This is a genomic window from Microbacterium sp. AG1240 (assembly GCF_003635115.1).
GTDB lineage: Bacteria > Actinomycetota > Actinomycetes > Actinomycetales > Microbacteriaceae > Microbacterium.
Map to the genome: position 1 here is coordinate 478890 of NZ_RBXJ01000001.1, position 24575 is coordinate 503464.

Genomic DNA, 24575 nt, shown 5'->3' on the forward strand with positions numbered 1-24575 from the left:
CCGATGAGCGGAGCCGGTGAGACGCGGGACCGAACCCCGTCGGAGTCGATCGGTGGAGACCCGGAGTCCGCGACGCGACTCGGCATCGTCGCCGCGCGTCCCGGGGTGCGCGCGTGGGCGTTCGCGATCGATCTGCTGATCTGGTCGCTCCTGGCCGTCCCCGCGGGCATCGGCGGTGCCCTCCTGCTCATGGGCGACGCGTCGTGGGGTCCGACCGTGCTCGTGATCGCCGGCGCGGCGCTGCCGGCCCTGTTCGGGCTCGTGCAGCTCGTGCTCCACGGGCGTCGCGGCGTCACCGCCGGCAAGGCCGCGATGCGCCTGCGCTCGGTCTCCGTGGTCGATCTCGGGCGCCCCGGCTTCTGGCGCATCGTGCTGCGCGCCCTCGTCCTGGGCGTCAGCGGGATCATCCCCCTCATCGGCCCGGCCGTGATGCTCGCGTCGGGGCTGTGGGACCGCGAAGGCCGCGGGCGCAGCATCCTCGATCGTGTCGCCGGATGCTGGGTGATCGACGCGCGCGCGGGGCTCGACCCGGCCGACGCGCGGGCGCTGCGCCGCACGATCCGCGAGCTCGACATGCCGCTGCGGGAGGTGTCGGAGGGCCTGCCGTCGCTCGCGTCGAACGGGTCCGGTGAACCGCCCATGCTCGCCGAGCGCCGCTCGCGGGCCGGCGTCGTCGGCGTCTCGGGCGGACCGTGGGCCCCGCACCCCGTCGAGGACGAGGCCGCGGGACTGATCACCGCCGCGCCGCGGATCGAGCACGTGCTCGTCTTCGAGGACGGCTCGAGCGTCCGCGTGCCGGAGTACGGCCTGATCGGTCGTCAGCCCGAGGCCGCACCCGGTCAGACGGCCGAGGTGCTGCTGGCCCTCGAGGACCCCGACAAACTCCTGTCCAAGACCCATCTGGCGTTCGGTCTCGATGCGGGCGGGGTGTGGGTCATGGACCGCAACTCGAGCAACGGGACGATGATCGTCGGCGCGGACGGCGCCGAGACCCCGCTCACCCCGGGCTCGCGCGTCGGCCTCGAGGCGGGCGCCGTCGTGCGCCTGGGCGGTCGCATGTTCCAGGTTCGTCGAGGGGATCCCCAGGCATGAAGATCAAACTCGCCCTCCGCCGGGAGGCCGCAGCACCCGTCGACGTCATCGTCACCGCCGACGCCACCGCGACCGTCGAAGATGTGGCCAGATCGCTCGCCGACAGCAGCCGCATCCCGGCGTCGGTCACTCCCACGCTGCTCGTCGCCCCGCCCGGTGAGGAACCCGCGCAGATGGATCCGACCGCGCTGGTCGCCGACGCGCCCCTCGGCTCGGGCTTCGACGCCGCGGTGGTCGCCGCCACGGCCGATGCCTATGCATCCAGCGGGGCCACCGCTGCCGTGATGCAGATCCTCAGCGGCGCCGAAGCGGGGCGCGTCGTCCCGCTCGCCCACGGGACCTCGATCATCGGGCGGGTCGAGCCGGCTCACGTCGTGCTGCGCGACCCGATGGTCTCCAAGCGCCACGCGCGCGTCGAGGTCGACAAGGAGATCGAGGTCATCGACCTCAACTCCGCCAACGGGCTGGTCATCGACGGCGGTCTCGTCTCCCGCGTGCGCGTGCGGCCCGGCCAGATCATCACCATCGGCGGCACCGACGTGCGATTCGTCCGCACGGCGAACGAGGGCGACGCCGAGGAGGCGCGCATCTTCGAGCAGGGCGGGTCGCTGCTGTTCAACCGCTCGCCCCGCGTCGAGAAGCGCTACGCCGGACGCGAGCACCGTCACCCGATCATCCCGGCCGAGGCCGACCCCCGCATCTTCCCGTGGCCGATGGTCGCGGCCCCCGTTCTCCTGGGCCTCGCGCTGTTCGCCGTGACTCAGCGTCCGACGTCGCTGCTGATCGTCTTCATGGCGCCGCTGATGATGCTCGGCAACTTCATCGGGCAGCGCACGCAGCAGGGCAAAAAGCTCCGGCTGGAGATCGACACGTTCGAGACCCAGATCGACGAGCTCGAGGATTCCCTGCTCGCCGAAGAGGTGGTCGAGCGCGAACGCCGCCGAGAGGAGGCGCCGCCGACCGCCACCGTCTTCGAGCAGTCCATGAAACTGGGCCCGCTGATGTGGACCCGGCGCCCCGAGCACTGGAACTTCCTCTCGGTGCGACTCGGGTCGGGCACCGGTCGCAGCCGCAACACCGTGCAGGAGGCGAGCGACCAGCGCGGCATCGCCGAATACTCCGATCGGGTGAACGCGCTCCGGTCGCGGTTCGAGCACATCTCCGACGTGCCCCTGGTCGAGCTCCTCCCCTCGGCGGGGGCGATCGGCATCGCCGGCGGGCGCGGCGAGGTCGCCGACGTGCTCCGCGGGATCGGTGTGCAATTGTTCGGCCTCCACGCGCCCAACGAGGTCATCACCGCCGCGATCGTCGACCCCGCGTGGACGCCCGACGTCGAGTGGATGAAGTGGCTGCCGCACACCACGAGCCCTCAGTCCCCGTTCGCGGAGATCGCGCTCGCCGACAGCCCCTCGGCGGCGACCGTGCTGCTCAACGCCCTGGAGGGCGCCGTTCTCGAGCGCCTCACCGGCTCCACCGAGCCGCGCGGGCCGCTCGCCCCGCAGGACACGTCGATGGAGCTCGGCAAGAGCGTCGGCGAGCGGGCGCACAGCCCCGCCAAGGGCGGAGACGTCTCGCTGATCCTCATCGCCACGAACGACGCGCCCGTCGACCGCGCCCGACTCACCCAGCTCATCGAGCGCGGACCGGATGCGGGGGTCTTCACGATCTTCGTCGCCCCGACGGTCGAGTCGCTCCCGGCCGCCTGCCGCACGTTCATCGACGTCTCGAACGGACTCGACGACGCCGTGGTCGGGTGGGTGCGAGCCGGCGAGCGGGCGGAGAACGTCAGTGTCGAGGGCGTCTCGCGCGAGTACGCCGAGCACTTCGCCAAGCGGCTCGCGCCCGTGGTCGACTCCAGCTCGGTCGCACCCGACTCGTCGGACCTCCCCAACAGCGTGTCGCTCCTGCGCATCATCGGTGCCGATCGGGCCGCCGAGACGTCGGCCGTGATCGAACGGTGGCGGCAGAACAACTCGATCATCGACCGGTCGCGCACCCCCCGTCCGCGCCTGAAGCGCGCCGGCACCCTCAAGGCGTTCATGGGTCAGGGCAGCCCCGACGCGATGTCGCTCGACCTGCGCACGCAGGGGCCTCACGCGCTGGTCGGCGGAACGACCGGCTCGGGCAAGAGCGAGTTCCTGCAGACCTGGGTGCTGGGGATGGCGGCCGAGTACAGCCCCGACCGCGTGACGTTCCTCTACGTCGACTACAAGGGCGGCTCGGCCTTCGCCGACTGCGTCGACCTGCCCCACACGGTGGGGCTCGTGACCGACCTGAGCCCGCACCTCGTGCGGCGCGCCCTGACGAGCCTCCGGGCGGAGCTGCACCACCGCGAGCACCTGTTCAACCGCAAGAAGGCGAAGGACCTGCTCGAGCTCGAGAAGCGTCAGGATCCCGAGACGCCGCCGGCCCTCGTCATCGTGATCGACGAGTTCGCCGCCCTCGCGACCGAGGTGCCGGAGTTCGTCGACGGGGTCGTCGACATCGCCCAGCGAGGTCGTTCCCTCGGCATCCACCTGATCATGGCGACGCAGCGCCCCGCCGGTGTCATCAAGGACAACCTCCGCGCGAACACCAACCTGCGCGTCGCCCTCCGGATGGCGGATGCGTCGGACTCGAACGACGTCGTCGGCGATGCCGTCGCATCCACCTTCGATCCGTCCATCCCCGGTCGCGGCATCGCCAAGACCGGCCCCGGCCGGCTCGTGCCGTTCCAGGCGGCCTACGCCGGAGGGTGGACGACGGAGGAGCCGAACCGCGCCCAGGTGCGGGTGGCGGAGCTCCGCTTCGGATCGGTGACGCTCTGGGAGTCCGAGCACGACGACGACGGATCCGACGCGCACGACGAAGACCTCGGCCCGAACGACCAGAAGCGCCTCGTGGCGAATCTGGTGGCCGCCTCGGAGGAGGCGGGCCTGCCGAAGCCGAGGCGGCCCTGGCTCGACGATCTGGCGAGCACGATCGACCTGCGCGACCTCCCGCTCGACGGAGACGCGAGGATTCCTCTCGGGCTCGCCGACATCCCGCAGCAGCAGCTGCAGACGGCGGTCTTCTTCGAGCCCGACACCGACGGCCACATGCTGGTCTACGGCACGAGCGGGTCGGGGAAGAGCGTGGCGCTGCGCTCGATCGGCATCGCGGCGGGCGCGCGTCCCGACCTCGGTCGTGTCGCGGTGTACGGCATCGACTTCGGCACCGGGTCGCTCCGCTCGATCGAGGCCATGCCCCACGTCGGCGCGATCGTCTCGGGCGACGACGCCGAGCGCGTCCAACGTCTGCTGCGCACGGTGCGCTCGATCCTCGACGACCGCGCGCGACGGTTCTCCGCGGTCAACGCCTCGACCCTGACCGAGTACCGCGTTCTCGCCGGCAAGCCCGACGAACCGCGGATCGTCATCCTGCTCGACGGGTTCGGCACCTTCAAGCAGGACTGGGAGACGGTGTCGGCGCGCGCGCCGTACTACGCGATCTTCATGCGCGTGCTGGGCGAGGGGCGGCCGCTGGGCGTACATGTCGTCGCCACCGCCGATCGCTACGGAAGCGTCCCCACGGCCGTCAGTGCGAACGTGACCAAGCGCATCGTCCTGCGCATGGCCGATGACGGCGCGTACTCGATCCTCGGGGTTCCGAAGGACGTCCTGAACGAGCGCAGTGCCCCCGGGCGCGCCATCGTCGACGGCGTCGAGACCCAGATCGCGGTCATCGGGGGCACCACGAACGTCGCCGAGCAGAACACCGCCGCCGAGGTCTTCGCCGAGAGCCTCCGCTCCGCCGGCGCCGTCGAGGCCGAGAACATCGGATCGCTCCCCACCGAGCTCGACGCGGCGAGCCTGCCCGATCGGCTCGACGGACTCCCCGTGCTCGGCATCGGCGACGACACCCTGGGACCCCGGGCGTTCGAGCCCATCGGCACGTTCGTCGTCGCGGGGCCGCCGCAGAGCGGAAAGACCACGGCGCTGCGGGGCCTCGTCAGGGCCGTGGAGCGTCTCGACCCCGAGGTGGCGCTGTTTCACGTCGGCGGACGCCGCGCGGCGCTGCGTTCGTTCCGTCCCTGGACCAGGACGGCCAGCAGTCCGGAGGACGTGCGCGCTCTCGCCAAGGAGCTCAAGGACGTCGTCGTCGACGAGACCCTCACCAAGAGGCTCATGATCGTCGTGGAGAACATCACCGAGTTCAGCGACACCGATGCCGAGCGTCCGCTCAAGGAGCTGTTCCAGGCGATCAACCGCAGCGATCACTTCCTGGTCGCCGACGGCGACGTCGCCCAGCTCACCAGCGGCTTCGGTCTGATCGGCGAACTCAAGGCGGGGCGGCATGGCGTCGCGCTGCGGCCCGAGACCTACGACGGCGACTCGTTGTTCAAGGTTCCCTTCCCGAAGGTGCAGCGTCACGAGTTCCCGCCGGGTCGCGGACTGTTCGTCGAGAACGGCCGGATGGTCACCGTGCAGCTCCCGCTGGTCGCCGACTGAAGCGCGTTACCACAACCCCTCGGCCGTCCGGAAGGTCTGTCCTGGGCCGCGCGGAGGTTCGGTTAGGGTGGTGGTCGTTCGGGGGTTCCGGCCCCTTCTTCCTCAACGAAAAGGTGCATGATGGCGGATTTCAAAGCGTCCTACGGCGAGATGGAGTCGATGTCGGGAAAGCTCGAGTCGGGCCGTGAAGAGATCGGCGATGTGCTTCGTCGCCTGAAGGACGACGTCGACCGGCTCCTGGGCGACGACTTCAAGACGCAGCACGCTTCCGGCAAGTTCGGCGAGGGTTACACCGAGCTGACGACCGGCCTGGAGAAGGCCATCGAGGGCATCTCCGACATGGGCGAGTCGCTGCGCAAGATGATGCAGGCGATCAAGGACACCGACCAGGCGCTCGCGGGCAACTGACGCACTTTCACCCCGGGCCGTCCTCTGCGAGGAACGACCCGGGGTGAAAGCCGTGTGCGCGACGGTTCCGGCGACGACGAAGAGGAGACCGCATGGCCAACGACGGGATGGATGTCGATCTCGGTGATCTCGAGCTGATGGTGAGCCGCCTGGATTCGTTCAAGACCGAGTTCGCCGATCTCGGGAAAAACACCGACACGGTGGCGGATGCTGTGGGACGACCCTCCGGGCGGTCGGAACTGCGCGGCAAGGTCGAGGAGTTCCAGGGCGGATGGGACGGCAACCGCGAGCAGCTGTCGGAAGATCTCGACACGGTTTATCAGCACTTGAAGGACTTCGTCGACACGATCGGCGAACTCGATGTGGAATTGGCGAGTGACCCCGAATGACCTACTCACCGAATCGCGGCTATCGGCTCGAGGAGCTCGAGGGCGACCCCTACGACATCGAGACCGCCGGGAACGAGTACACGCGCATGGGCGAGCGCATGCAGTGGACCTCCGATGAGCTCGAGAAGCTCTCGTCCGAGACGCGCTACAAGGCCGAGGGGCTCGACGCAATCCGCGAGCAGGCGGGCGAGCTGGCCGATCAGCTGACCAAGGTCGCCGATCGCTACACGAGCTCCGGCCCGGTCCTCGTCACGTACGCCGCCGCGCTCCGCGACGCGCGCACGCGCACCGTCAATCCACTCGTGGACGACATCTTCGCCGCGATCACGGCGCGCAACGAAGCCGTCGCCGCCCGCGAGGAGGCCGAGAGCACCGCGGACGACCTCCGCAACCCCTGGCCGTGGCAGGACGAAGCCACCGACGCACAGCTCGCCACCGCCGACCAGGCCGCCTCGAGCGCCGGAAGCGCGGCGAGCAGTGCCGAGACCGAACTCGAGGGTCTCTGGGAGTCCTTCGAGTCGGGCTACTCGGTGTGGGAAGAGGCCTACGAGAAGGCCGTCAACGATCTGGAGTCCGCGTACAGCGCATCGGGCATCGACGACAACCCGTGGGAGGACGCCTTCGACTTCATCGCCCAGGCGCTGACCGTGATCGGCACGATCGCCGTCGTCGTGGCGATCTTCGTCGCCGCTCCCATCGCTGCGGTGCTGCTCGTCATCGCCACCGTGGCGGCCATCGCCACCCTGGCCATCCACGTCGGCATGATGCTCGCCGGCTCCAAACGCGTGACGATGGGCGACCTGATCTTCGACACCATCGCGGTGATCCCCTTCGCCGGAGGCGTCGTCAAGGCCATGCGCGGCGGATCGGGGTTCTTCCGCGCACTCGGGCCCGCAGCCGGTCTCGGCACCGCGTCGCGCACCACGATCACGGCGGGCCGCAACGCCGTCGAAGACGGCGTGCGCACGATCCTCGGCTGGGGCGGCTCGGGCGGGGGACAGGCCGCTCGCCGGGCCGCTGCCGGGGGGATCGCGGACGACTTCCTGCGCACCTCCGTCGGCAACTGGGGTCAGGGCGCCTGGAACGCCATCCGATCCGGTGGTGGTCGTCTCGACGGCCAGGCGCTGAGCATGTCGGAGAACATCCTGAACGCCTGGCCGCGCCCGGGTGGCGTGCCGCGCGTCGCGGCGAACAACTGGCTCGCCGGCGTCGGGGCCCCCGGTGGGTTCATGCAGGGGACCAACGTGGTGAACTTCTTCAACGGCATCGAGCAGTCGGTGAGCACCGGTGTGGGTGTGTTCGGCGGCCCCGACATCCCGACCGTCGCCGACATCCCCGGTCTCGACTTCAACCCCTTGGCGAGGTGACGTGTCCGACCTGACCACGGGCGTCGGCGCCGAGCTGAAGAATCGCATCCCGGAACTGCGCAGCCGCAAGCGCCTGGACGCCGTCGTCGAGGCGTCGCGAGCCGCCGTCCTCGTGGCGGTGCCGCGCCTTCGCGGCGAACACGACAACGTCGTTCGTCGAGCGGACGCGACGCCCGCACGACCGTCGCGTCCGACGTGGGGCATCCGCGACACCGTGACCGTCGTCGCCCTCCTCCTGGGTCTCCTCGCGGCCGGCCTCGTTCTGCCGTCTCCGCGCAACGGCCGCCCCGCCCTCGGCGTCGACACCGCCGCACTCTGGGTCGGTCTGTGCGCGGTCGCCGCGTTCGCGATCTTCGTCGCGTTGGAACGGGGCCGACGCGACACCCTTCTCCTCGGCGCCCACACGAGGGGCGCCTGGCGGCTGTACATCGTGCTCGCCGTGGTGTGGGCCGCGGTGTTCGTCTACATGTCGCTCAACTGGGACGACGTCGACCGTTTCGAGCCCCAGCTCCCTATCGCCGGTCTCGTCCTGCTCGGGCTGTCGGTCGTGGGTATGGCGGGGCTCGCGGTCGTGGCGCGTCGCCGCGACCGTATCGCGCTGCTCGACCCCGCCGTCGCGGCGAAGGACGAGTGGGGGGTCAGCGTCGGCGACGGCGACCCCGTCGACGAGTGGTGGGCCTCCCTGCCCACGAAACTCGCCGCCGCCGAGCGGTCGGTCGCCGACCGCTCCTACGGCACCACGATCGACGTGCTGGAGCGCGAGGGCATCATCCGCGCCGGCGACGCACGACGCCTCCGGCGGAAGAACCCGTCGGTGGTCTGGAGAGGAGACGCGGGATGAGCGCCGCAGAGGTGATCTTCGACACCGACCGCTGGATCCGCGTGCCCCTGGACTACGCCGACACGCCGTGGCGCGATGCCGAGGAATGGGCCGACTGGCTCGCCGAGTCCGCCACGAGCGGCCGGCCCGATGCCGACACCGTCGCGCCCCTCGTGCGCTCCGGCGCGCGTGCGGTCGCGCTGTTCCCCGCCCCCCACGTGTGGGCGCGCTTCTGGCACTATCCGATCGCATCGATCCCGACCGGATTCGTCGACATCTACGTCCAGAGTCGCGAACCCGACGGCACGCACGCGCAGGACCTGCTCCCCGATGCGGGGTTCACCGCGCTCGACCCGGTCGTGGAGGTCTTCACGATCGACGGGTTCACGTCTGCGGCACGCCGCCACAGCCTCCCGCTCGTGCTGCGCTCGGAGGACGACGCCGAGCCCGCGGTGCTGCCCCGGCTGGAGTGGCTGGGTGTGACGCCCGAGTGGGTCTGCTACCTCGTCACGAACGATCACGACCCCGCGGCGATCGCCGACAGGGAAGCCGACGTCGAGGCGCTGTTCCGCAGTATGGCGGAGCCCCGCGAACGAGAGACGGATCGATGACATTGCGCGAAGAACTCATCGGCCGCCGAGCGGCTCCGCCCCGGCCCGCGCCCTATCGTCTGCTGGCGCCCTCGGGGTGGCGGCGGGTTCCCGCCGAGGTCCTGACCGACGTGTTCGGCGAGACGGCCGTCGAGCGCTTCAAGGAAGCCGGTCGGCCGGATCTCGTCCTGCAGATGCGGGGGATGCTGTCGCAGCTGCGGCGATCCCTGCGGTCGACCCATGTGTTCGAGGCCTACCTCCCGCCGACCCTCGACGGCGATCCGCAGCCGGCCGTGCTCACGGCGGCACCGTTCGTCCGACCCGGCGACGTGTCGTGGGCAGACGCGGTCGGTCGCGCCGCGCGGGGCGCGGAGGTCGTGCAGCCGGACTTCACCGCGACCTCGATGTGGCGGTGGGCGAACGATCACAGCGACCGGCGCGCTACCGACGAGCCCGCCATCCGCACGCGTGCGCAGCACTACGTCGTCCCGGTCGGCGTCGATGCCGCCGAACGCCGCGGGCTCCATTTCGTGCACACCGTACTGGCCGCCGACGACACGCAACCCGCGCCGTCGGACGACGTGATCACGCCGACCAGGCTCACCGAGCTGCTCCTCGAGACGGGCGACGTCATCATGAGCACGTTCCGGTGGGTCGACGTCGAAGCCTGACACCGACTCCGCCGCCCCGACCGCGCGCAGCATCCGCCCTCGTTTGCCCGTACCCTGCTCGGGGCGTATGATGGGGCGGGTGTGCGCTCACGCGCGCCCTGCGTCGTGCCCCCGGTGTCTCGCAGGAGCGATGGTCGCACCATCTCAGGGATGGGCCTGCGAACAGGTCACCCCCACGGCATATCCACCACGAGAAGCGTCAGATCATTCTGCCGCTCGGTGGGTCTATGTGAGCCCGCACCGTCATGAATCGAAAGATCCGGATGCTGCGGGGGAGACACACCCGCTGTCACCGTGCAGCACAACAAGGAGAGAACGTGCCAACTATTCAGCAGTTGGTTCGCAAGGGACGCTCGCCGAAGGTCACCAAGACCAAGGCTCCCGCCCTGAAGTCGAACCCCCAGCAGGCCGGTGTCTGCACCCGCGTCTACACGACGACCCCGAAGAAGCCGAACTCGGCCATGCGCAAGGTCGCCCGTGTGAAGCTCCGCAACGGCACCGAGGTCACCGCCTACATCCCCGGCGAGGGCCACAACCTGCAGGAGCACTCGCTCGTGCTCGTCCGCGGCGGTCGTGTCAAAGACCTCCCCGGTGTCCGTTACAAGATCGTCCGCGGTGCGCTCGACACCCAGGCCGTCAAGAACCGTAAGCAGGCTCGCAGCCGCTACGGTGCGAAGAAGGGCTGAGTCAGATGCCTCGTAAAGGTCCCGTCACCAAGCGCCCGGTCGTCAACGACCCGGTCTACGGTGCTCCGATCGTCAGCCAGCTGGTCAACAAGATCCTCGTCGACGGCAAGAAGTCGATCGCGGAATCGATCGTCTACACCGCTCTGAAGGGCGTCGAGGCGAAGAACAGCCAGGACGCCGTCGCCACCCTCAAGAAGGCGCTCGACAACGTGCGCCCCACCCTCGAGGTCAAGAGCCGCCGCGTCGGTGGCTCCACCTACCAGGTGCCGATCGAAGTGAAGCCCCACCGTGCGAACACGCTGGCCCTGCGCTGGCTCGTGAGCTACGCGAAGGCCCGCCGCGAGAAGACCATGATCGAGCGTCTGCAGAACGAGATCCTCGACGCCTCGAACGGCCTCGGTGCCGCGGTCAAGCGCCGCGAAGACACCCACAAGATGGCCGAGTCGAACCGCGCCTTCGCGCACTACCGCTGGTAATACGCCTGAACGTCGACCTCCGGGTCCCGAGCCTGTCGAAGGGCCCGGAGGTCGACGGAATGTCCCTCTCCACAAGTTAGGAACCCCGCCCGTGGCACAAGACGTGCTCACCGACCTCACCAAGGTCCGCAACATCGGCATCATGGCGCACATCGATGCCGGCAAGACGACGACGACCGAGCGCATCCTCTTCTACACGGGCGTCAACCACAAGATCGGCGAGACGCACGATGGCGCCTCGACCACCGACTGGATGGAGCAGGAGCAGGAACGCGGCATCACGATCACGTCGGCCGCCGTCACCTGCTTCTGGGACAAGAACCAGATCAACATCATCGACACCCCCGGTCACGTCGACTTCACCGTCGAGGTGGAGCGCTCGCTCCGCGTCCTCGACGGCGCCGTCGCCGTCTTCGACGGCAAGGAGGGCGTCGAGCCCCAGTCCGAGACCGTCTGGCGGCAGGCCGACAAGTACGACGTCCCCCGCATCTGCTTCGTCAACAAGATGGACAAGCTGGGCGCCGACTTCTACTTCACCGTCGACACGATCGTCAACAAGCTGAAGGCCAAGCCGCTCGTCATCCAGCTCCCCATCGGTGCGGAGAACGACTTCGTCGGCGTCATCGACCTCGTCGAGATGCGCGCCCTGGTCTGGCCCGGCGACTCCAAGGGTGACGTCACCATGGGAGCGAAGTACGAGATCCAGGAGATCCCGGCCGACCTCGCCGACAAGGCCGCCGAGTACCGCGAGCTCCTGCTCGAGACCGTCGCCGAGTCCGACGAGGAGCTTCTCGAGAAGCACTTCGGCGGCGAGGAGCTGACTGTGGCCGAGGTCAAGGCCGCGATCCGCAAGCTCACCATCGCGTCCGAGGTCTACCCGGTCCTGTGCGGTTCGGCGTTCAAGAACCGCGGCGTGCAGCCCATGCTCGACGCGGTGGTCGACTACCTCCCGTCGCCCCTCGACGTGCCGGCCATCGAGGCCCACGACCCGAAGGACGAAGAGATCGTCATCGAGCGCCACGCCGACCGCGAAGAGCCGTTCACGGCCCTGGCGTTCAAGATCGTGACGCACCCGTTCTTCGGTCGTCTCACCTACATCCGCGTCTACTCCGGTCACCTCGACTCCGGCGGACAGGTCGTCAACTCGACCAAGTCCAAGAAGGAGCGCATCGGGAAGATCTTCCAGATGTACGCGAACAAGGAGAACCCGGTCGACTCGGTCACCGCGGGTCACATCTACGCGGTCATCGGCCTCAAGGACACGACCACGGGCGACACGCTCTCCGACTCGCAGCACCAGGTCGTGCTCGAGTCGATGACGTTCCCCGAGCCGGTCATCGAGGTCGCCATCGAGCCCAAGACCAAGGCCGACCAGGAGAAGCTGGGTCTCGCGATCCAGAAGCTCGCGGAGGAGGACCCGACGTTCCGCGTCGAGCAGAACTCCGACACCGGTCAGACCGTCATCAAGGGCATGGGCGAGCTCCACCTCGACATCCTGGTCGACCGCATGAAGCGCGAGTTCCGCGTCGAGGCGAACGTCGGAAAGCCCCAGGTGGCCTACCGCGAGACGATCAAGAAGGCCGTCGAGCGTCACGACTACACGCACAAGAAGCAGACCGGTGGTTCGGGTCAGTTCGCGAAAATCCAGTTCGCGATCGAGCCGCTCGAGGTCACGGCCGACAAGACGTACGAGTTCGAGAACAAGGTCAGCGGTGGCCGCATCCCGCGCGAGTACATCGGCCCCACCGACCAGGGCTTCCAGGACGCCATGAACGTCGGCGTGCTCGCCGGCTACCCCATGGTGGGCGTCAAGGCGATCCTGCTCGACGGTGCGTCGCACGACGTCGACTCCTCGGAAATGGCGTTCAAGATCGCCGGCTCCATGGGATTCAAGGAAGCCGTCCGCAAGGCGAACCCCATCATCCTTGAGCCCATCATGGGTGTCGAGGTGCGTACTCCCGAGGAGTACATGGGTGACGTCATCGGCGACCTCAACTCGCGTCGTGGCCAGATCCAGTCGATGGAAGACGCCCAGGGCGTCAAGGTCGTCAAGGCGAACGTCCCCCTCTCGGAGATGTTCGGCTACATCGGCGACCTGCGCTCGAAGACCTCCGGCCGTGCCGTCTACTCCATGGAGTTCGACAGCTACGCCGAGGTGCCGCGCGCGGTGGCCGACGAGATCGTCCAGAAGACCAAGGGCGAGTAAATCCGCCCTCCGGATGCTGCCGGCTCCGCGCCCCGGTGAGGGGCCGGCAGCATCCACCCCACAACTTCACATCACACCTCTACTAAGCTGAATCCATCCCCGTAGAGAACCGGTCGCAAACCAGTGCCCGGACCCTCTACACATCACCGTCCTGAGGAGGACCCAGTGGCTAAGGCCAAGTTCGAGCGGACCAAGCCGCACGTGAACATCGGAACGATCGGTCACGTCGACCACGGCAAGACCACGCTCACCGCTGCCATCTCGAAGGTGCTCGCCGACAAGTACCCGTCGGCCACCAACGTTCAGCGTGACTTCGCGTCGATCGACTCGGCGCCGGAAGAGCGTCAGCGTGGTATCACGATCAACATCTCGCACGTCGAGTACGAGACCCCCAAGCGTCACTACGCCCACGTCGATGCGCCGGGCCACGCTGACTACATCAAGAACATGATCACCGGTGCTGCCCAGATGGACGGCGCGATCCTCGTGGTCGCCGCCACCGACGGCCCGATGGCTCAGACCCGTGAGCACGTTCTGCTCGCCAAGCAGGTCGGCGTCCCCTACCTGCTCGTCGCGCTGAACAAGTCCGACATGGTCGACGACGAGGAGATCCTGGAGCTCGTCGAGCTCGAGGTTCGCGAGCTGCTCTCGAGCCAGGACTTCGACGGCGACAACGCCCCCGTCGTCCGCGTCTCGGGCCTGAAGGCTCTCGAGGGCGACGCCGAGTGGGTCGAGAAGATCGTCGAGCTCATGGAAGCCGTCGACGCGTCCATCCCCGACCCGGTGCGTGACAAGGACAAGCCGTTCCTCATGCCCGTCGAGGACGTCTTCACGATCACCGGTCGTGGAACCGTCGTCACCGGCCGCGCCGAGCGTGGCACACTGGCGATCAACTCCGAGGTCGAGATCGTCGGCATCCGTCCGACGCAGAAGACGATCGTCACCGGTATCGAGATGTTCCACAAGCAGCTCGACGAGGCCTGGGCCGGCGAGAACTGTGGTCTGCTCCTGCGCGGCACCAAGCGTGACGACGTCGAGCGTGGCCAGGTCGTCGTGAAGCCGGGTTCGGTGACGCCGCACACCGGGTTCGAGGGCACCGCCTACATCCTGTCGAAGGAAGAGGGCGGCCGTCACAACCCGTTCTTCACGAACTACCGCCCGCAGTTCTACTTCCGCACCACCGACGTCACCGGCGTCATCACGCTGCCCGAGGGCACCGAGATGGTCATGCCCGGCGACACCACCGACATGACGGTCGAGCTGATCCAGCCCATCGCCATGGAAGAGGGCCTCGGCTACGCGATCCGTGAGGGTGGCCGCACCGTCGGCGCCGGCACGGTCACGAAGATCCTGAAGTAATACCGCCGCTCGGCCAACGAGCGCATGAGAAAGCCCCCCGGGTCCGTTGGGATCCGGGGGGCTTTTTCGTGCGCCGAACGTCGATGCCGGGGGAGCGGCAAAAATTTTGCCGAATCGCAACTCTTCGGACACTTGAATATTTGGTGCGTGTCCCTCTAATCTATGAATCGTCGCCGCGCTCACGAGAGCGCGTGCGGCAATCCGGAGTCTGGTGCCCCTCCTCCGCACATGCCGTGACGCCTGCGTCGCGCGCGTACTGTGGGTCGCCGCCGCCGCCCATCGTCCCCTCACAGTTACGCGCGAAAATGACTGCTCATCAGGCCTTGACCCGCCGCCCGCATGCGGCGCGGGCGTGGCGCACCGCGAAAACGGCCGTGGCCGGCGCGGTGGTCGCGAGCCTGGTGGTCACGCTCCTCGCCGTGGGCGGTGTGACGGCATCCGCGTCCGCCGTGGCCCCGGCGGTCAGCGCGGAGGAGACGGGTGCGGCCGTGGCCCCCGAAGCGACCGTCGACCCTCAGGACGACGCCGCCGCGGATGCCCCCGCGCCTCAGCAGGACGAGCCGGCGGACGCGGTCCCTTCGCCCTCGACGGATGCCCCGACCTCCGACTCGTCGTCCACCCCGGACCCGTCGTCGTCCCCGTCGAGCGGCACCCAGCGGGCGGCCCGCGGCCCGCCGCTCGCGCGCGCGGCAAACGAAGGCGGCGTCTCGATCCTCGCCGCCGGCGTCCCCCTGGCACCGACACCCGTCTGGACGGAGGACTTCGAAGGGGTCAGCGGCACGGCGGCCGCCCCCCTGGGCAGCTCGCTCGGAAACGCCTACACCGCGGACGCCTTCTGGCTCGCGTACGGACAGTGCAACGGTGTGCTCGCGGAGTACGCGACGACGGACGCGTCGCTGTCATCGATCTGCACGGCCACGTCGCAGGCCTCGCGGAACAACATCCGGCGGCTCGCCGATGCGCTCGGTCAGCTGCGACTCGGCGTCCCGGGTGCCGCCACCGCCGACACGGCGACCGCCACCGGCACCTCCACGACCACGCCCAACGGCGGTTCGCAGGGAAACCGTGCACTCACGGAGTGGACGGAGTCGCAGACCGGGACGGCGGGCCAGACCCTCATGCTCGGTCGCTCCGCCGGCGCCCCCTCGCTCGGCATCGCCGCGAGCGGGCCGCGGTACTACGTCGCCCGCCTCGACATGGGCGAGGCATCGTGCGCGTTCGGGACGCGGGCGCAGGTCACCCTCGGGCTCGCGGTCGGCACCGGTGCGACGCCCTCGATGACGTCGCGGGCGTTCTCGCCCTGCACCGAGACGACCGCGCGGTGGTACACCTCGCCGGCACTGCAGGGCGGCTGGAACCTCGGCGGAAACGGTGTCGCCGTCGGCACGTTCACCTCGGACGCCTCGCTGCTGCTCACCGCGGCCCAGGCGGCCCAGCTGCGCCCGGTGGTGCGCAACAACAACCTCGCCTCGGGCGGTAACGACCTGGCGGTCGACAACCTCCGCATCCTCGACGCGACCCCCACCCTCGACAAGGCGTTCGCCTCCGACACCGTCGTGGCAGGTACGCCGACGACCCTCACGTTCACGATCACCAACACCTCCGAGCTCGCCGCGAAGAGCGACTGGAGCTTCAGCGACGCGTTGCCCACGGGACTCGTCGTCGCCCCGTCCCCGAGTGTGGGAGGCACCTGCGCGAACGCGACGGGAGCCGCCTACTCCGTCCAGGCCACCGCCGGCTCCGGGACGATCGCGGCCTCCGGCGGCGATCTCGCGGCGGGAGCAGTCAGCTGCACGGTCACGGTCAACGTGGTCGCGAACACCCCGGGGACCTACGTCAACGGGCCCTCGAACGTCACCACCGTGCTGAACGCGCCCGAGAACGCGACCCTCGTCGTGGAAGCGCCCGCGCGTCTGACCATCCTGAAGAACGTCACCGGACGTGCGATCGTCGGCGACCAGTTCCGACTGGCTCTGAGCCAGGGCGCGACCGAGATCGCGACGGCCACGACACTCGGGGCGGCCACGGGAGTCCAGACCCAGCGGGTGGGCCCGATCGCCGTCGCCCGCGGAGCCACGTACACCATCTCCGAGAGCATCGTCTCGACGGCGACGCTGAACACGTACGTCACGAGCTACCAGTGCGTGCGCGGGACGACGACGATCGCGACGGGTACCTCGGTGTCGGGTCCGATCACGATCCCCGATGAGCCCGGCGCCGAGATCGTGTGCACCTTCACGAACACCCCCCAGCCGGCGAGCCTCTACTGCGACGGCACCTACTTCTACGGTGTGCGGTCCAACGGCTCGATCGTGCAGGTCAACGCGACGAGTACGGCTGCGCCCACGCAGGTGGCGGGGGCGGTCACCAGCGCCACCGACGTGAACGCGCTCGGCGTGAGCGGCGACGGGTCGTCCGCCATCGCGATCGACAGAGCCACGAACAGCGCGGGGAACGCCGGTGCCGTCGTGAACTACACGATCGTGAGCGGCGCCCTGCAGGCGACCCGCACGACCCTGACCACGGCGCAGGGTGCGTTCCTCGACCGGGCCGGTGCCACGCTCGACGGAACGATCATCGCCGGCGCGGTCGACCCGCTCAACGGCCGCTTCGTCGTCGGGAAGTCCGCGGCGGGCTCGGTGCGTCTGTGGGAGTACACGCCGACGGCTCTGAACAACGGGAGCCGGTTCCTCTACCTGGGTCAGGTGGCCACAGGCACCACCGCCGGAGAGAACGGCGACGTCTCGTTCGACGCTCAGGGGAACCTCCACATCGTTCAGACGGCGGCAGACTCGAGCAATGTCGGGATGTTCAGCGTCAGCCGGGAGTCGCTGGTCGCGGCGACCGGCGGCACCATCCCCGCCACCGCCACCGTGCGGCGCGCGCTGAGCGGGACCGACAGCGGATTCGCGCTCACCGCGGTCAACGGCATGGCGTTCTCGCCGGCCGGCACCGTGTACCTGGGAAACGCGACCGTGGCGTACCAGTTCGACCCCGTCACCTGGGTGCGGGTGCCGAACAGCCCGCGCGCGACCATCGGTACGACCGCGACCGGCGCGGGGGCGACCGACCTCGCCGCCTGCGCCTCGCCTTCGACGCTGTCGTTGGAGAAGAACGTCGTCGGCCGGGTCAACGCCGCCGACCAGTTCCGTCTCGCCCTCGCATCGGGATCGCCGGCCGTGGAGTCGTCCACCGCGGTCACCTCGGGGACGGCGACGGGCGTGCAGGCGGGACGCATCGCGCCCACCCCCGTGCAGATCAACACGTCGGTGACCATCTCCGAGACGATGGCCTCGGGGTCGGCATCGCAGCTGAGCGCGTACACGTCGGTGTACGAGTGCTGGGCCGACGGCGTGCGCCTGTTCACCGGCACCGAGAAGTCGGCCACCATCACCATCCCCAACCGGCTCAGCGTCGGGGTCGCCTGCACCTTCACCAACTCGCCCGCGCCCTTCGCGACGGTCCGGGTGACGAAGATCGTGGAGGACTGGCGGGGGGCAGCGCGTACCCCGACGCCCGGGTGGACCATGACGACCACGGCGGCCGCCAACGCCGGGAGCACGGTGTCGATCCTCCCCTCGCGCAACCCCTCCCAGCAGACCGGCGCGGACGGAAGCGCCACCTGGCAGGTGCTCTTCGGCGCAGCATCCCACCGCGGCCGCGTCACGGTCGCGGAGACGACGCAGACGGGCTACCGGTATCAGAGCCTGGTGTGCACGGTGAACGGCACGGCGGGCGCCACGACCGTCACGACCACCGGTGATCAAGTGCGCGGTGCGCTCAACGTCGACATCGCCCCCGGCGCCACGGTCGAGTGCGTGTACACGAACCGGCCCGTCGCCACCCTCACGCTCGTGAAGAACGTCTCCTACGGCAGCGCCGCGCCGTCGGCCTGGCAGCTCTCCGCGACACGGAGCCTGGCCACGGCCCTCCCCGGCCCGACCGGCGCGGGCGGCAGCGGAACGGTGAACGCGGTGACGGTCTCGGCCGATACGCCGTACCGCCTCGCCGAGGCGGGCGGTCCCGCGACGTACGTGCAGGTCGGCGCGTGGGACTGCGTGACGGCGGCGGGAGCGGCCGTGCCGGTCTCGTCGGCGGGAGATCTCACCCTCACCCGCGCGACGGCGGTCACCTGCACGGTGACCAATGCAACGGCATCCGTCGTCCTGCTCAAGAACGTGCAGAGCCCGCAGACGGGGTTCCAGCCGTCGACGTGGAACCTCACCGCGACCCCGGCCGCCCTCGCCGGACTCGGGGCGACGACGGTGGCGGGCGCCGACTACGCCGCCACGGGCAACCCCGCCAGCACCTTCGACGTGCGGCCCGGACACGCCTACACGCTGACGGAGGCGCTCGCCCAGACCGGCACGCGCCTCGCCTACCAGCAGCTGCGGGTGGAGGTGCGTCAGCCGAACGGCAGCTGGACCCCGGTGGCCACCGCGTCGTCGGGTGCGGCGTCGATCACCGCGCCCGCGGCCGGGCAGACCGCGGTGTACCGGTTCGTGAACGCGCCCGTCCAGCCGGCCACGCTTCCCCTCACCGGTGGCACGAGCACCGACGCCTTCCTCCTGGGCGGCTCAGCCGTCCTGGTCCTCGCACTCGCCCTCGCCGTCTGGCACGGGCGCCGCCGAACGAGAAGGAGCGCCTTCTGAGACGTCCTCCCCTCTCGCTCACCGATAGATCCACCCCTTTCCTCGCACTACTCGCTGTACACACCGAATGGAGCAATCCCATGTCCTCGTCCATCCTTCGGCGGGTCACCGCCGCGATCGGCGCCGTCGTCCTGGCCGCCGGCGCGGCGATCGTGGCCACCGCCCCCGCCCAGGCGGTCACGCTGCCCGGCAACATCGACAGCACGCAGGCGCGCAGCCTGACGGTGCACAAGTACGCGCTCGGCCCGAACAGCCCGCAGCAGGCGGGCACCGGCCAGCAGCTCCCGGCGGGCACGAACCTCGGCACCCCCCTCGCGGGTGCGGTCTTCACCGCGACGCAGGTCGCCGGCGTCGACCTCACGACGTCGGAGGGATGGGCCATCGCGAGCAACCTCACCCCGCAGTCGGCGGCGAACCGTCTCGGCACGACGACGTTCACGTCCACGGCATCCGCCTCCAACGGCACCGCGACGTTCCCGACCGACATGCCGATCGGTCTGTTCTACGTGCAGGAGACCGTGCTCCCGGCCGAGGCGACCAACCCCACGGCGCCGTTCCTCGTCTCGCTGCCGTTGCCGACGGGCACGCAGGGCGCGCCGGCGAACCAGTGGATCTACGACGTCCACGTCTACCCCAAGAACGCCGTCACCCAGTTGACCAAGACGCGGGTACCGGCTCCGGCGAACTCCGCTGAGGCGCGCAACCCCGACCTCATCCGCTGGGCGATCTCGTCGACCGTTCCGACTCTCGCCGCGGGCGACTCGATCTCGAACTTCTCGCTGGTCGACACCATCCCGGCCGACCTCACCTTCGTCGGCACCCCGCCGGCGGGTGTGTCGCCGACGACCGTCACCGTCACCAACTCCGCCGGTCTCGCCCAGAACTTCGTGGCGGGCACCGACTACAACATCGTGACCGACGCCGCGGCGGGCACCTCCACCCTGACCTTCACGCCCGCGGGCCTGACCCGTCTGACGGGTCTGCAGGGCGGCGTCGTGTCGTTCAACGTGCTGACGCGCGCCGTGTCCATCCCCGCCGATGGCCGCATCGTCAACAGCGCAACGGGAAACATCAACGGCCTGACCACGACCGTCACCGGTGTCACGCCGATCGGTCAGCTCACGGTGCTCGCGTACGAGAGCAACAACGGCGGTCCGCGCACGCCCCTGGCCGGCGCGGTGTACCAGGTGTACCTGAACCAGAACGATGCTAACCTCCAGCAGAACCCCATCTCGATCAACGGGGAGACCAACTGGACGACGGGTGCGAACGGCCTCGTGGCCATCCCGATCATCACGCCGGGCAGCTACTACGTGCGTGAGATCACCCCGCCCGCCGGCTTCAACCTGCCGCAGAGCAACCCCGTGCAGGCCGTGGTGGTCGCGGGACCGACCTCGACCGTCCCGCCCGTGCAGAACTACGTCGAGTTCAACCACACGCAGGTGTCGGCCGCGAACTTCCTGCTGCCTCTCACCGGTGGTGACGGCGGCCTGTGGTTCGGCCTCGGTGGCGGCGCCCTCGTGGTGATCGCCCTCGGCGCGGCGGTCGTCGTGTCGCGTCGTCGCGCGCTCGGCGCGCGCGCTGCCGCGTAACCGGCATGGTGACAGCGAAGGCGGGGCGTCGGCCGGGCGCCCCGCCTTCGCCGTTCCCGACGCGCAGGATGCTGCGCCGGGCGCGGCGGTGGCGGTTGCCGGTCTTTCCTCTGATCATCGCGCTCGTCTCGCTCGCCGGGGCGGGGCTCCTGCTCTTTCCGACCGTGGTGTCGTGGTTCAGCCAGTACGAGCAGTCCCAGCGCATCGATGCGCTCACCGACGACGTCGCCGACCTCGGCGCCGACACCCTCCGCGAGCGCCTCGCCGAGGCGCGCGCCTACAACGACGACCTGAGCGGGGCCGGTGCGAACGTGGCCGCGAACGAGCGGCTGCCGCTGGCCGACGAGCCCGACCAGGCCGGCGACTACCTCGGCGTCCTCCGCGCGGATGCTGACGGGTTGATGGCGCGACTGAAGATCCCCGCCATCAGCGTGGACCTCCCGATCTACCACGGCACGAGCGATGCCGTCCTCGAACACGGGGTCGGGCACCTGGAGGGAACCGCCGTGCCGGTGGGCGGGGCATCCACCCACTCCGTCCTGACGGCGCATCGCGGGCTCGCGACAAGCGAGCTGTTCACGCATCTGGACCGCGTGCAGGTGGAAGATACCTTCACGATCGAGGTCTTCGGCGAAGTGCTCACCTACCGCGTCGTCGACACCCGCGTGGTCGACCCCGCGGAGACGGAGAGTCTGCTCCCCGCGCTGGGGGAGGACCTCGTCACCCTCGTCACCTGCACCCCGCTCGGTGTGAACAGCCACCGCATCCTCGTGACCGGGGAGCGCGTCATCCCGACCCCGCAGGCCGACCTCGACGGCGCGGGCCGGGGACCGGAGATCCCCACCTTCCCGTGGTGGGCGTTCATCGTGGCCGGCGTGCTCGTCGTCGCGTCGACGTACGTCTGGCTCTCGGGGAGACCTCCTCGCGCGGTCCGCCACCCCTTGCCCGCGGCGAAGGCCACGACCGACAATGGGGCTTCGGACTAGAGGAGGTCACCCCATGGGTGTCGACGACATCATCAACAAGGGCAAGCAGATGTTCGAGCAGAACCGCGACAAGATCGAGGAGGCCCTCAAGAGCGAGAAGGCCGAAGACGTCAGCGACAAGTTCCTCGACGGTGCCGCCGACGCGATCAAGAAGGTCGCTCCCGAGCAGCACCACGGCAAGATCGACGAGGTCCGCGCCAACGTCGACAAGAACATCGGCAACCAGTAGCGCCGCACCGAGAGTGCCCGTTTCCGCCATAGGTGCCCGAAGATTCGGGCACCCACGGCGGGAACGGGCACTTTCGGCGTGTGGGCGCCCTCTCCTCCCCAGGGGGTCGCAACGGACGGATGCTGCACCGATGCGCCGCCGGGGGCGGGAGCGGGGCGGCGGTGGGGCACCGTCGAACCATGCGTTTCGATGGCCCCCTCGTCCGCACCGCCGATCTCTCCGGTACCGGGTCTGACGGCGGGCTGAGGGCAGAGGTGCGCGGGGGAGCGCTGGTGCGGCTGCGCTCGGGCGCGTACGTGAATCCCGGCGCATGGGACGCCTCGACCTCCGAGCAGCGGATCCTGCTGCGCGCACATGCCGTTGCTGCCCGAGCGGTGCATCCACCCGTCTTCATGGGCACGACCGCGGCCGCAGCGTGGCGGCTGCCGCTCCTGCGGGTCGGCGACGACCGCGTAGAGGTCGCGCAGCCGGGCGTCGGGCATAGGAGCCGCGGCGACGTCGTGCGCCGTGTCGTCACGCTGGGGGACGACGACATCGTCGAGCGCGAGGGGCTCCGGGTCACCTCCCTCGCGCGCACGCTCTTCGACGTCGCTCGGACGGCGTCGGTCGAGACCGCACTTGCGGCGTTCGACGGCGGTCTGCGCGCTGTCGCGTGGCGCGGCCATGGCCGGTACGACGAGGAGAGCGCTGCCGCCCTCCGCAAGCGCGTGCAGGAGATGGCGGATGCGGCGGGGTCGGCCCGCGGGATCCGGCAGGCGCGCTTCGTGATCGCGTTCGCCGACGGGCGGGCGCAGCTTCCCGGCGAGAGCCTCAGCCGGTTATGGATGCATCGCCTCCACGCGGACGCCCCCGTGCTGCAGGCCGAGGTGCGCCTGCGCGGCGGGCGCCGCGCCTACCCCGATTTCGCGTGGCCCAGACGGCGCCGGTTCGGGGAGTTCGACGGCGACGGCAAATACGTGGACCCGGCCATGACGGCGGGGCGCAGCATCCGGGAGACCCTGCGAGAGCAGCGCGCGCGCGAGTCCGCGGTGACGGAGGCGACCGGGTGGCTGCCCGTGCGCTGGGGGTGGGAGCGCCTGACGTCGCTGTCGACCTTCGCGGCGTTCCTGCGATCGCACGGTGTGCTCGACTGACACCGAGAGTGCCCGAATCCGCCATTTCAGGCCGCAATGTCGGGCACCCGCGGCAGAAACGGGCACTGTCGGCGTGTGTGAGGCTGGGGGAGCGCTGCATATCGTCTGTCGCGACACGCCCGGGTTTGCGACACGCCCGGGCGGCACGTAGACTAATCCAGTTCCACACTCCGGTGGTCGCTCTGCGTGCCGCCGGTCACTGCCAGGGCAGTGCATAGCGACACGAGAGTGAGCTAGGCCGCGGGCAGGAGAACATCCCACCGAAACCCTCCACTCTTTCGGGAGTGCGTCTTCGTGCGCGAGGAGGGGCGGGCCGGATGCTTCGGCAGCCGGTTTGACAGCAGAACAGCGGTGCAGCATCGCTCGCAAGAGTGAGCAGAAGTGCCAGGGCGCGCAAGCGCCGTCGTGCGTCCAATGCCACCGGGTCCGAATGGCCCGGGGTAAGACGCGTATAGAGAGAGAGCAGACAATGGCGGGACAGAAGATCCGCATTCGCCTGAAGTCGTACGATCACGCCGGACTCGACTCGTCCGCGCGCAAGATCGTCGACACCGTGACCCGTGCCGGCGCGACGGTCGTCGGCCCCGTGCCGCTTCCGACCGAGAAGAACGTCATCGCGGTCATCCGGTCGCCGCACAAGTACAAGGACAGCCGCGAGCACTTCGAGATGCGCACCCACAAGCGCTTGATCGACATCATCGACCCGACGCCCAAGGCCGTCGACTCGCTGATGCGTCTCGACCTCCCGGCCGATGTCAACATCGAGATCAAGCTCTGAGGTTCGACATGGCTGACATCAACTCCAAGATTTCCAAGGGCCTGCTGGGCACCAAGCTGGGCATGACCCAGGTCTGGGACGCCACCGGCAAGCTCGTTCCCGTCACCGTCATCGAGGTGGCTCCGAACGTGGTCACCCAGGTTCGCACCCCCGAGAAGGACGGCTACAACGCCGTGCAGATCGCCTACGGGCAGATCGACCCCCGCAAGGTGAACAAGCCCCTGACGGCCCACTTCGAGGCCGCGGGCGTCACCCCCCGTCGTCACGTCACCGAGATCCGCACCGCGGACGCCGGCGACTACTCGCTCGGACAGGAACTCACCGCGGGAGGCCTCTTCGAGGCCGGCCAGCTGGTCGACGTCGTCGGCACCAGCAAGGGCAAGGGAACCGCCGGTGTCATGAAGCGTCACAACTTCAAGGGCGTCTCGGCATCGCACGGTTCGCACCGCAACCACCGCAAGCCCGGTTCGATCGGCGCCTCGTCGACCCCGAGCCGCGTTTTCAAGGGCATGCGCATGGCCGGCCGTATGGGCGGCGAGCGCGTGACCGTCCTCAACCTCACGGTGCACGCCGTCGACGCCGAGAAGGGTCTGCTGCTCGTCAAGGGCGCCGTCCCCGGTGCACGTGGCCGCATCGTCTACGTCCGCAACGCAGTGAAGGGTGCCTGACCTC

At 69.5% G+C, this 24575-nt stretch carries 19 protein-coding genes; all 19 read left to right on the plus strand.

What is annotated here, in order from left to right; genetic code table 11:
- Positions 1-3: 3 nt before the first annotated feature.
- The 19 genes from DEU34_RS02190 to rplC all read left to right on the plus strand — a co-directional run bounded on the left by DEU34_RS02190 (position 4) and on the right by rplC (position 24571).
- On the plus strand, positions 4-1092 hold the full coding sequence (locus DEU34_RS02190; protein ID WP_121148491.1) for an RDD family protein: 1089 nt from the start codon (positions 4-6) through the stop codon (positions 1090-1092).
- Positions 1089-5561 (plus strand): FtsK/SpoIIIE domain-containing protein, encoded by a 4473-nt coding sequence (locus DEU34_RS02195; RefSeq protein ID WP_121148493.1) that lies wholly within the window; start codon positions 1089-1091, stop codon positions 5559-5561. Before DEU34_RS02190 ends, DEU34_RS02195 begins: the two co-directional genes overlap by 4 nt.
- Positions 5562-5681: 120 nt before the next feature.
- On the plus strand, positions 5682-5969 hold the full coding sequence (locus DEU34_RS02200) for a WXG100 family type VII secretion target (protein WP_121149676.1): 288 nt from the start codon (positions 5682-5684) through the stop codon (positions 5967-5969).
- 92 nt (positions 5970-6061) lie between these two features.
- Positions 6062-6358 carry a hypothetical protein gene (locus tag DEU34_RS02205; protein ID WP_121148494.1) on the plus strand — a complete coding sequence of 99 codons (297 nt, stop codon included), beginning with the start codon at positions 6062-6064 and terminating at the stop codon, positions 6356-6358.
- Complete coding sequence (locus DEU34_RS02210; RefSeq protein ID WP_121148496.1) at positions 6355-7725, plus strand: hypothetical protein; 1371 nt, start codon at positions 6355-6357, stop codon at positions 7723-7725. The genes DEU34_RS02205 and DEU34_RS02210 overlap by 4 nt, the downstream gene beginning before the upstream one ends.
- A 1-nt stretch (position 7726) precedes the next feature.
- The gene (locus DEU34_RS02215) at positions 7727-8566 is read left to right on the plus strand and encodes a hypothetical protein (RefSeq protein WP_121148498.1); all 840 of its coding nucleotides are present in this window, start codon (positions 7727-7729) and stop codon (positions 8564-8566) included.
- Positions 8563-9156: a hypothetical protein gene (locus DEU34_RS02220; protein ID WP_121148500.1), complete on the plus strand. Its 594-nt coding sequence runs from the start codon at positions 8563-8565 to the stop codon at positions 9154-9156. The genes DEU34_RS02215 and DEU34_RS02220 overlap by 4 nt, the downstream gene beginning before the upstream one ends.
- Positions 9153-9806 (plus strand): hypothetical protein, encoded by a 654-nt coding sequence (locus tag DEU34_RS02225; RefSeq protein WP_147423987.1) that lies wholly within the window; start codon positions 9153-9155, stop codon positions 9804-9806. Before DEU34_RS02220 ends, DEU34_RS02225 begins: the two co-directional genes overlap by 4 nt.
- A gap of 317 nt (positions 9807-10123) precedes the next feature.
- Entirely contained in the window at positions 10124-10492 is a 369-nt protein-coding gene (rpsL, locus tag DEU34_RS02230) for a 30S ribosomal protein S12 (RefSeq protein WP_017201609.1), read from the plus strand.
- Between the two features lie 5 nt (positions 10493-10497).
- On the plus strand, positions 10498-10968 hold the full coding sequence (gene rpsG / locus DEU34_RS02235; RefSeq protein WP_116648283.1) for a 30S ribosomal protein S7: 471 nt from the start codon (positions 10498-10500) through the stop codon (positions 10966-10968).
- Positions 10969-11059: 91 nt separating this feature from the next.
- The gene (gene fusA, locus DEU34_RS02240) at positions 11060-13174 is read left to right on the plus strand and encodes an elongation factor G (RefSeq protein WP_116648284.1); all 2115 of its coding nucleotides are present in this window, start codon (positions 11060-11062) and stop codon (positions 13172-13174) included.
- A 165-nt stretch (positions 13175-13339) separates the two neighbouring features.
- Positions 13340-14533, plus strand: a complete 1194-nt coding sequence (gene tuf, locus DEU34_RS02245) for an elongation factor Tu (protein ID WP_116648285.1) — start codon at positions 13340-13342, stop codon at positions 14531-14533.
- Between the two features lie 305 nt (positions 14534-14838).
- Complete coding sequence (locus DEU34_RS02250) at positions 14839-19185, plus strand: LPXTG cell wall anchor domain-containing protein (RefSeq protein ID WP_147423988.1); 4347 nt, start codon at positions 14839-14841, stop codon at positions 19183-19185.
- 80 nt (positions 19186-19265) lie between these two features.
- Complete coding sequence (locus DEU34_RS02255; RefSeq protein ID WP_121148506.1) at positions 19266-20777, plus strand: SpaH/EbpB family LPXTG-anchored major pilin; 1512 nt, start codon at positions 19266-19268, stop codon at positions 20775-20777.
- Between the two features lie 68 nt (positions 20778-20845).
- Entirely contained in the window at positions 20846-21763 is a 918-nt protein-coding gene (locus DEU34_RS02260; protein ID WP_121148508.1) for a class C sortase, read from the plus strand.
- A 13-nt stretch (positions 21764-21776) separates the two neighbouring features.
- Complete coding sequence (locus tag DEU34_RS02265) at positions 21777-21992, plus strand: Rv0909 family putative TA system antitoxin (RefSeq protein ID WP_121148509.1); 216 nt, start codon at positions 21777-21779, stop codon at positions 21990-21992.
- Between the two features lie 179 nt (positions 21993-22171).
- The gene (locus DEU34_RS02270; RefSeq protein WP_121148511.1) at positions 22172-23125 is read left to right on the plus strand and encodes a hypothetical protein; all 954 of its coding nucleotides are present in this window, start codon (positions 22172-22174) and stop codon (positions 23123-23125) included.
- Positions 23126-23594: 469 nt separating this feature from the next.
- Positions 23595-23903 (plus strand): 30S ribosomal protein S10, encoded by a 309-nt coding sequence (gene rpsJ, locus DEU34_RS02275; RefSeq protein WP_116648288.1) that lies wholly within the window; start codon positions 23595-23597, stop codon positions 23901-23903.
- Between the two features lie 8 nt (positions 23904-23911).
- The gene (gene rplC / locus DEU34_RS02280) at positions 23912-24571 is read left to right on the plus strand and encodes a 50S ribosomal protein L3 (protein WP_121148513.1); all 660 of its coding nucleotides are present in this window, start codon (positions 23912-23914) and stop codon (positions 24569-24571) included.
- Positions 24572-24575: the final 4 nt, after the last annotated feature.

Coding starts and splice junctions, on each gene's coding strand:
- DEU34_RS02190 (WP_121148491.1), top strand. CDS start 4: ATGAGCGGAGCCGGTGAGACGCGGGACCGAACCCCGTCGGAGTCGATC.
- DEU34_RS02195 (WP_121148493.1), top strand. CDS start 1,089: ATGAAGATCAAACTCGCCCTCCGCCGGGAGGCCGCAGCACCCGTCGAC.
- DEU34_RS02200 (WP_121149676.1), top strand. CDS start 5,682: ATGGCGGATTTCAAAGCGTCCTACGGCGAGATGGAGTCGATGTCGGGA.
- DEU34_RS02205 (WP_121148494.1), top strand. CDS start 6,062: ATGGCCAACGACGGGATGGATGTCGATCTCGGTGATCTCGAGCTGATG.
- DEU34_RS02210 (WP_121148496.1), top strand. CDS start 6,355: ATGACCTACTCACCGAATCGCGGCTATCGGCTCGAGGAGCTCGAGGGC.
- DEU34_RS02220 (WP_121148500.1), top strand. CDS start 8,563: ATGAGCGCCGCAGAGGTGATCTTCGACACCGACCGCTGGATCCGCGTG.
- DEU34_RS02225 (WP_147423987.1), top strand. CDS start 9,153: ATGACATTGCGCGAAGAACTCATCGGCCGCCGAGCGGCTCCGCCCCGG.
- rpsG (WP_116648283.1), top strand. CDS start 10,498: ATGCCTCGTAAAGGTCCCGTCACCAAGCGCCCGGTCGTCAACGACCCG.
- DEU34_RS02250 (WP_147423988.1), top strand. CDS start 14,839: ATGACTGCTCATCAGGCCTTGACCCGCCGCCCGCATGCGGCGCGGGCG.
- DEU34_RS02255 (WP_121148506.1), top strand. CDS start 19,266: ATGTCCTCGTCCATCCTTCGGCGGGTCACCGCCGCGATCGGCGCCGTC.
- DEU34_RS02260 (WP_121148508.1), top strand. CDS start 20,846: ATGCTGCGCCGGGCGCGGCGGTGGCGGTTGCCGGTCTTTCCTCTGATC.
- DEU34_RS02265 (WP_121148509.1), top strand. CDS start 21,777: ATGGGTGTCGACGACATCATCAACAAGGGCAAGCAGATGTTCGAGCAG.
- DEU34_RS02270 (WP_121148511.1), top strand. CDS start 22,172: ATGCGTTTCGATGGCCCCCTCGTCCGCACCGCCGATCTCTCCGGTACC.
- rpsJ (WP_116648288.1), top strand. CDS start 23,595: ATGGCGGGACAGAAGATCCGCATTCGCCTGAAGTCGTACGATCACGCC.
- rplC (WP_121148513.1), top strand. CDS start 23,912: ATGGCTGACATCAACTCCAAGATTTCCAAGGGCCTGCTGGGCACCAAG.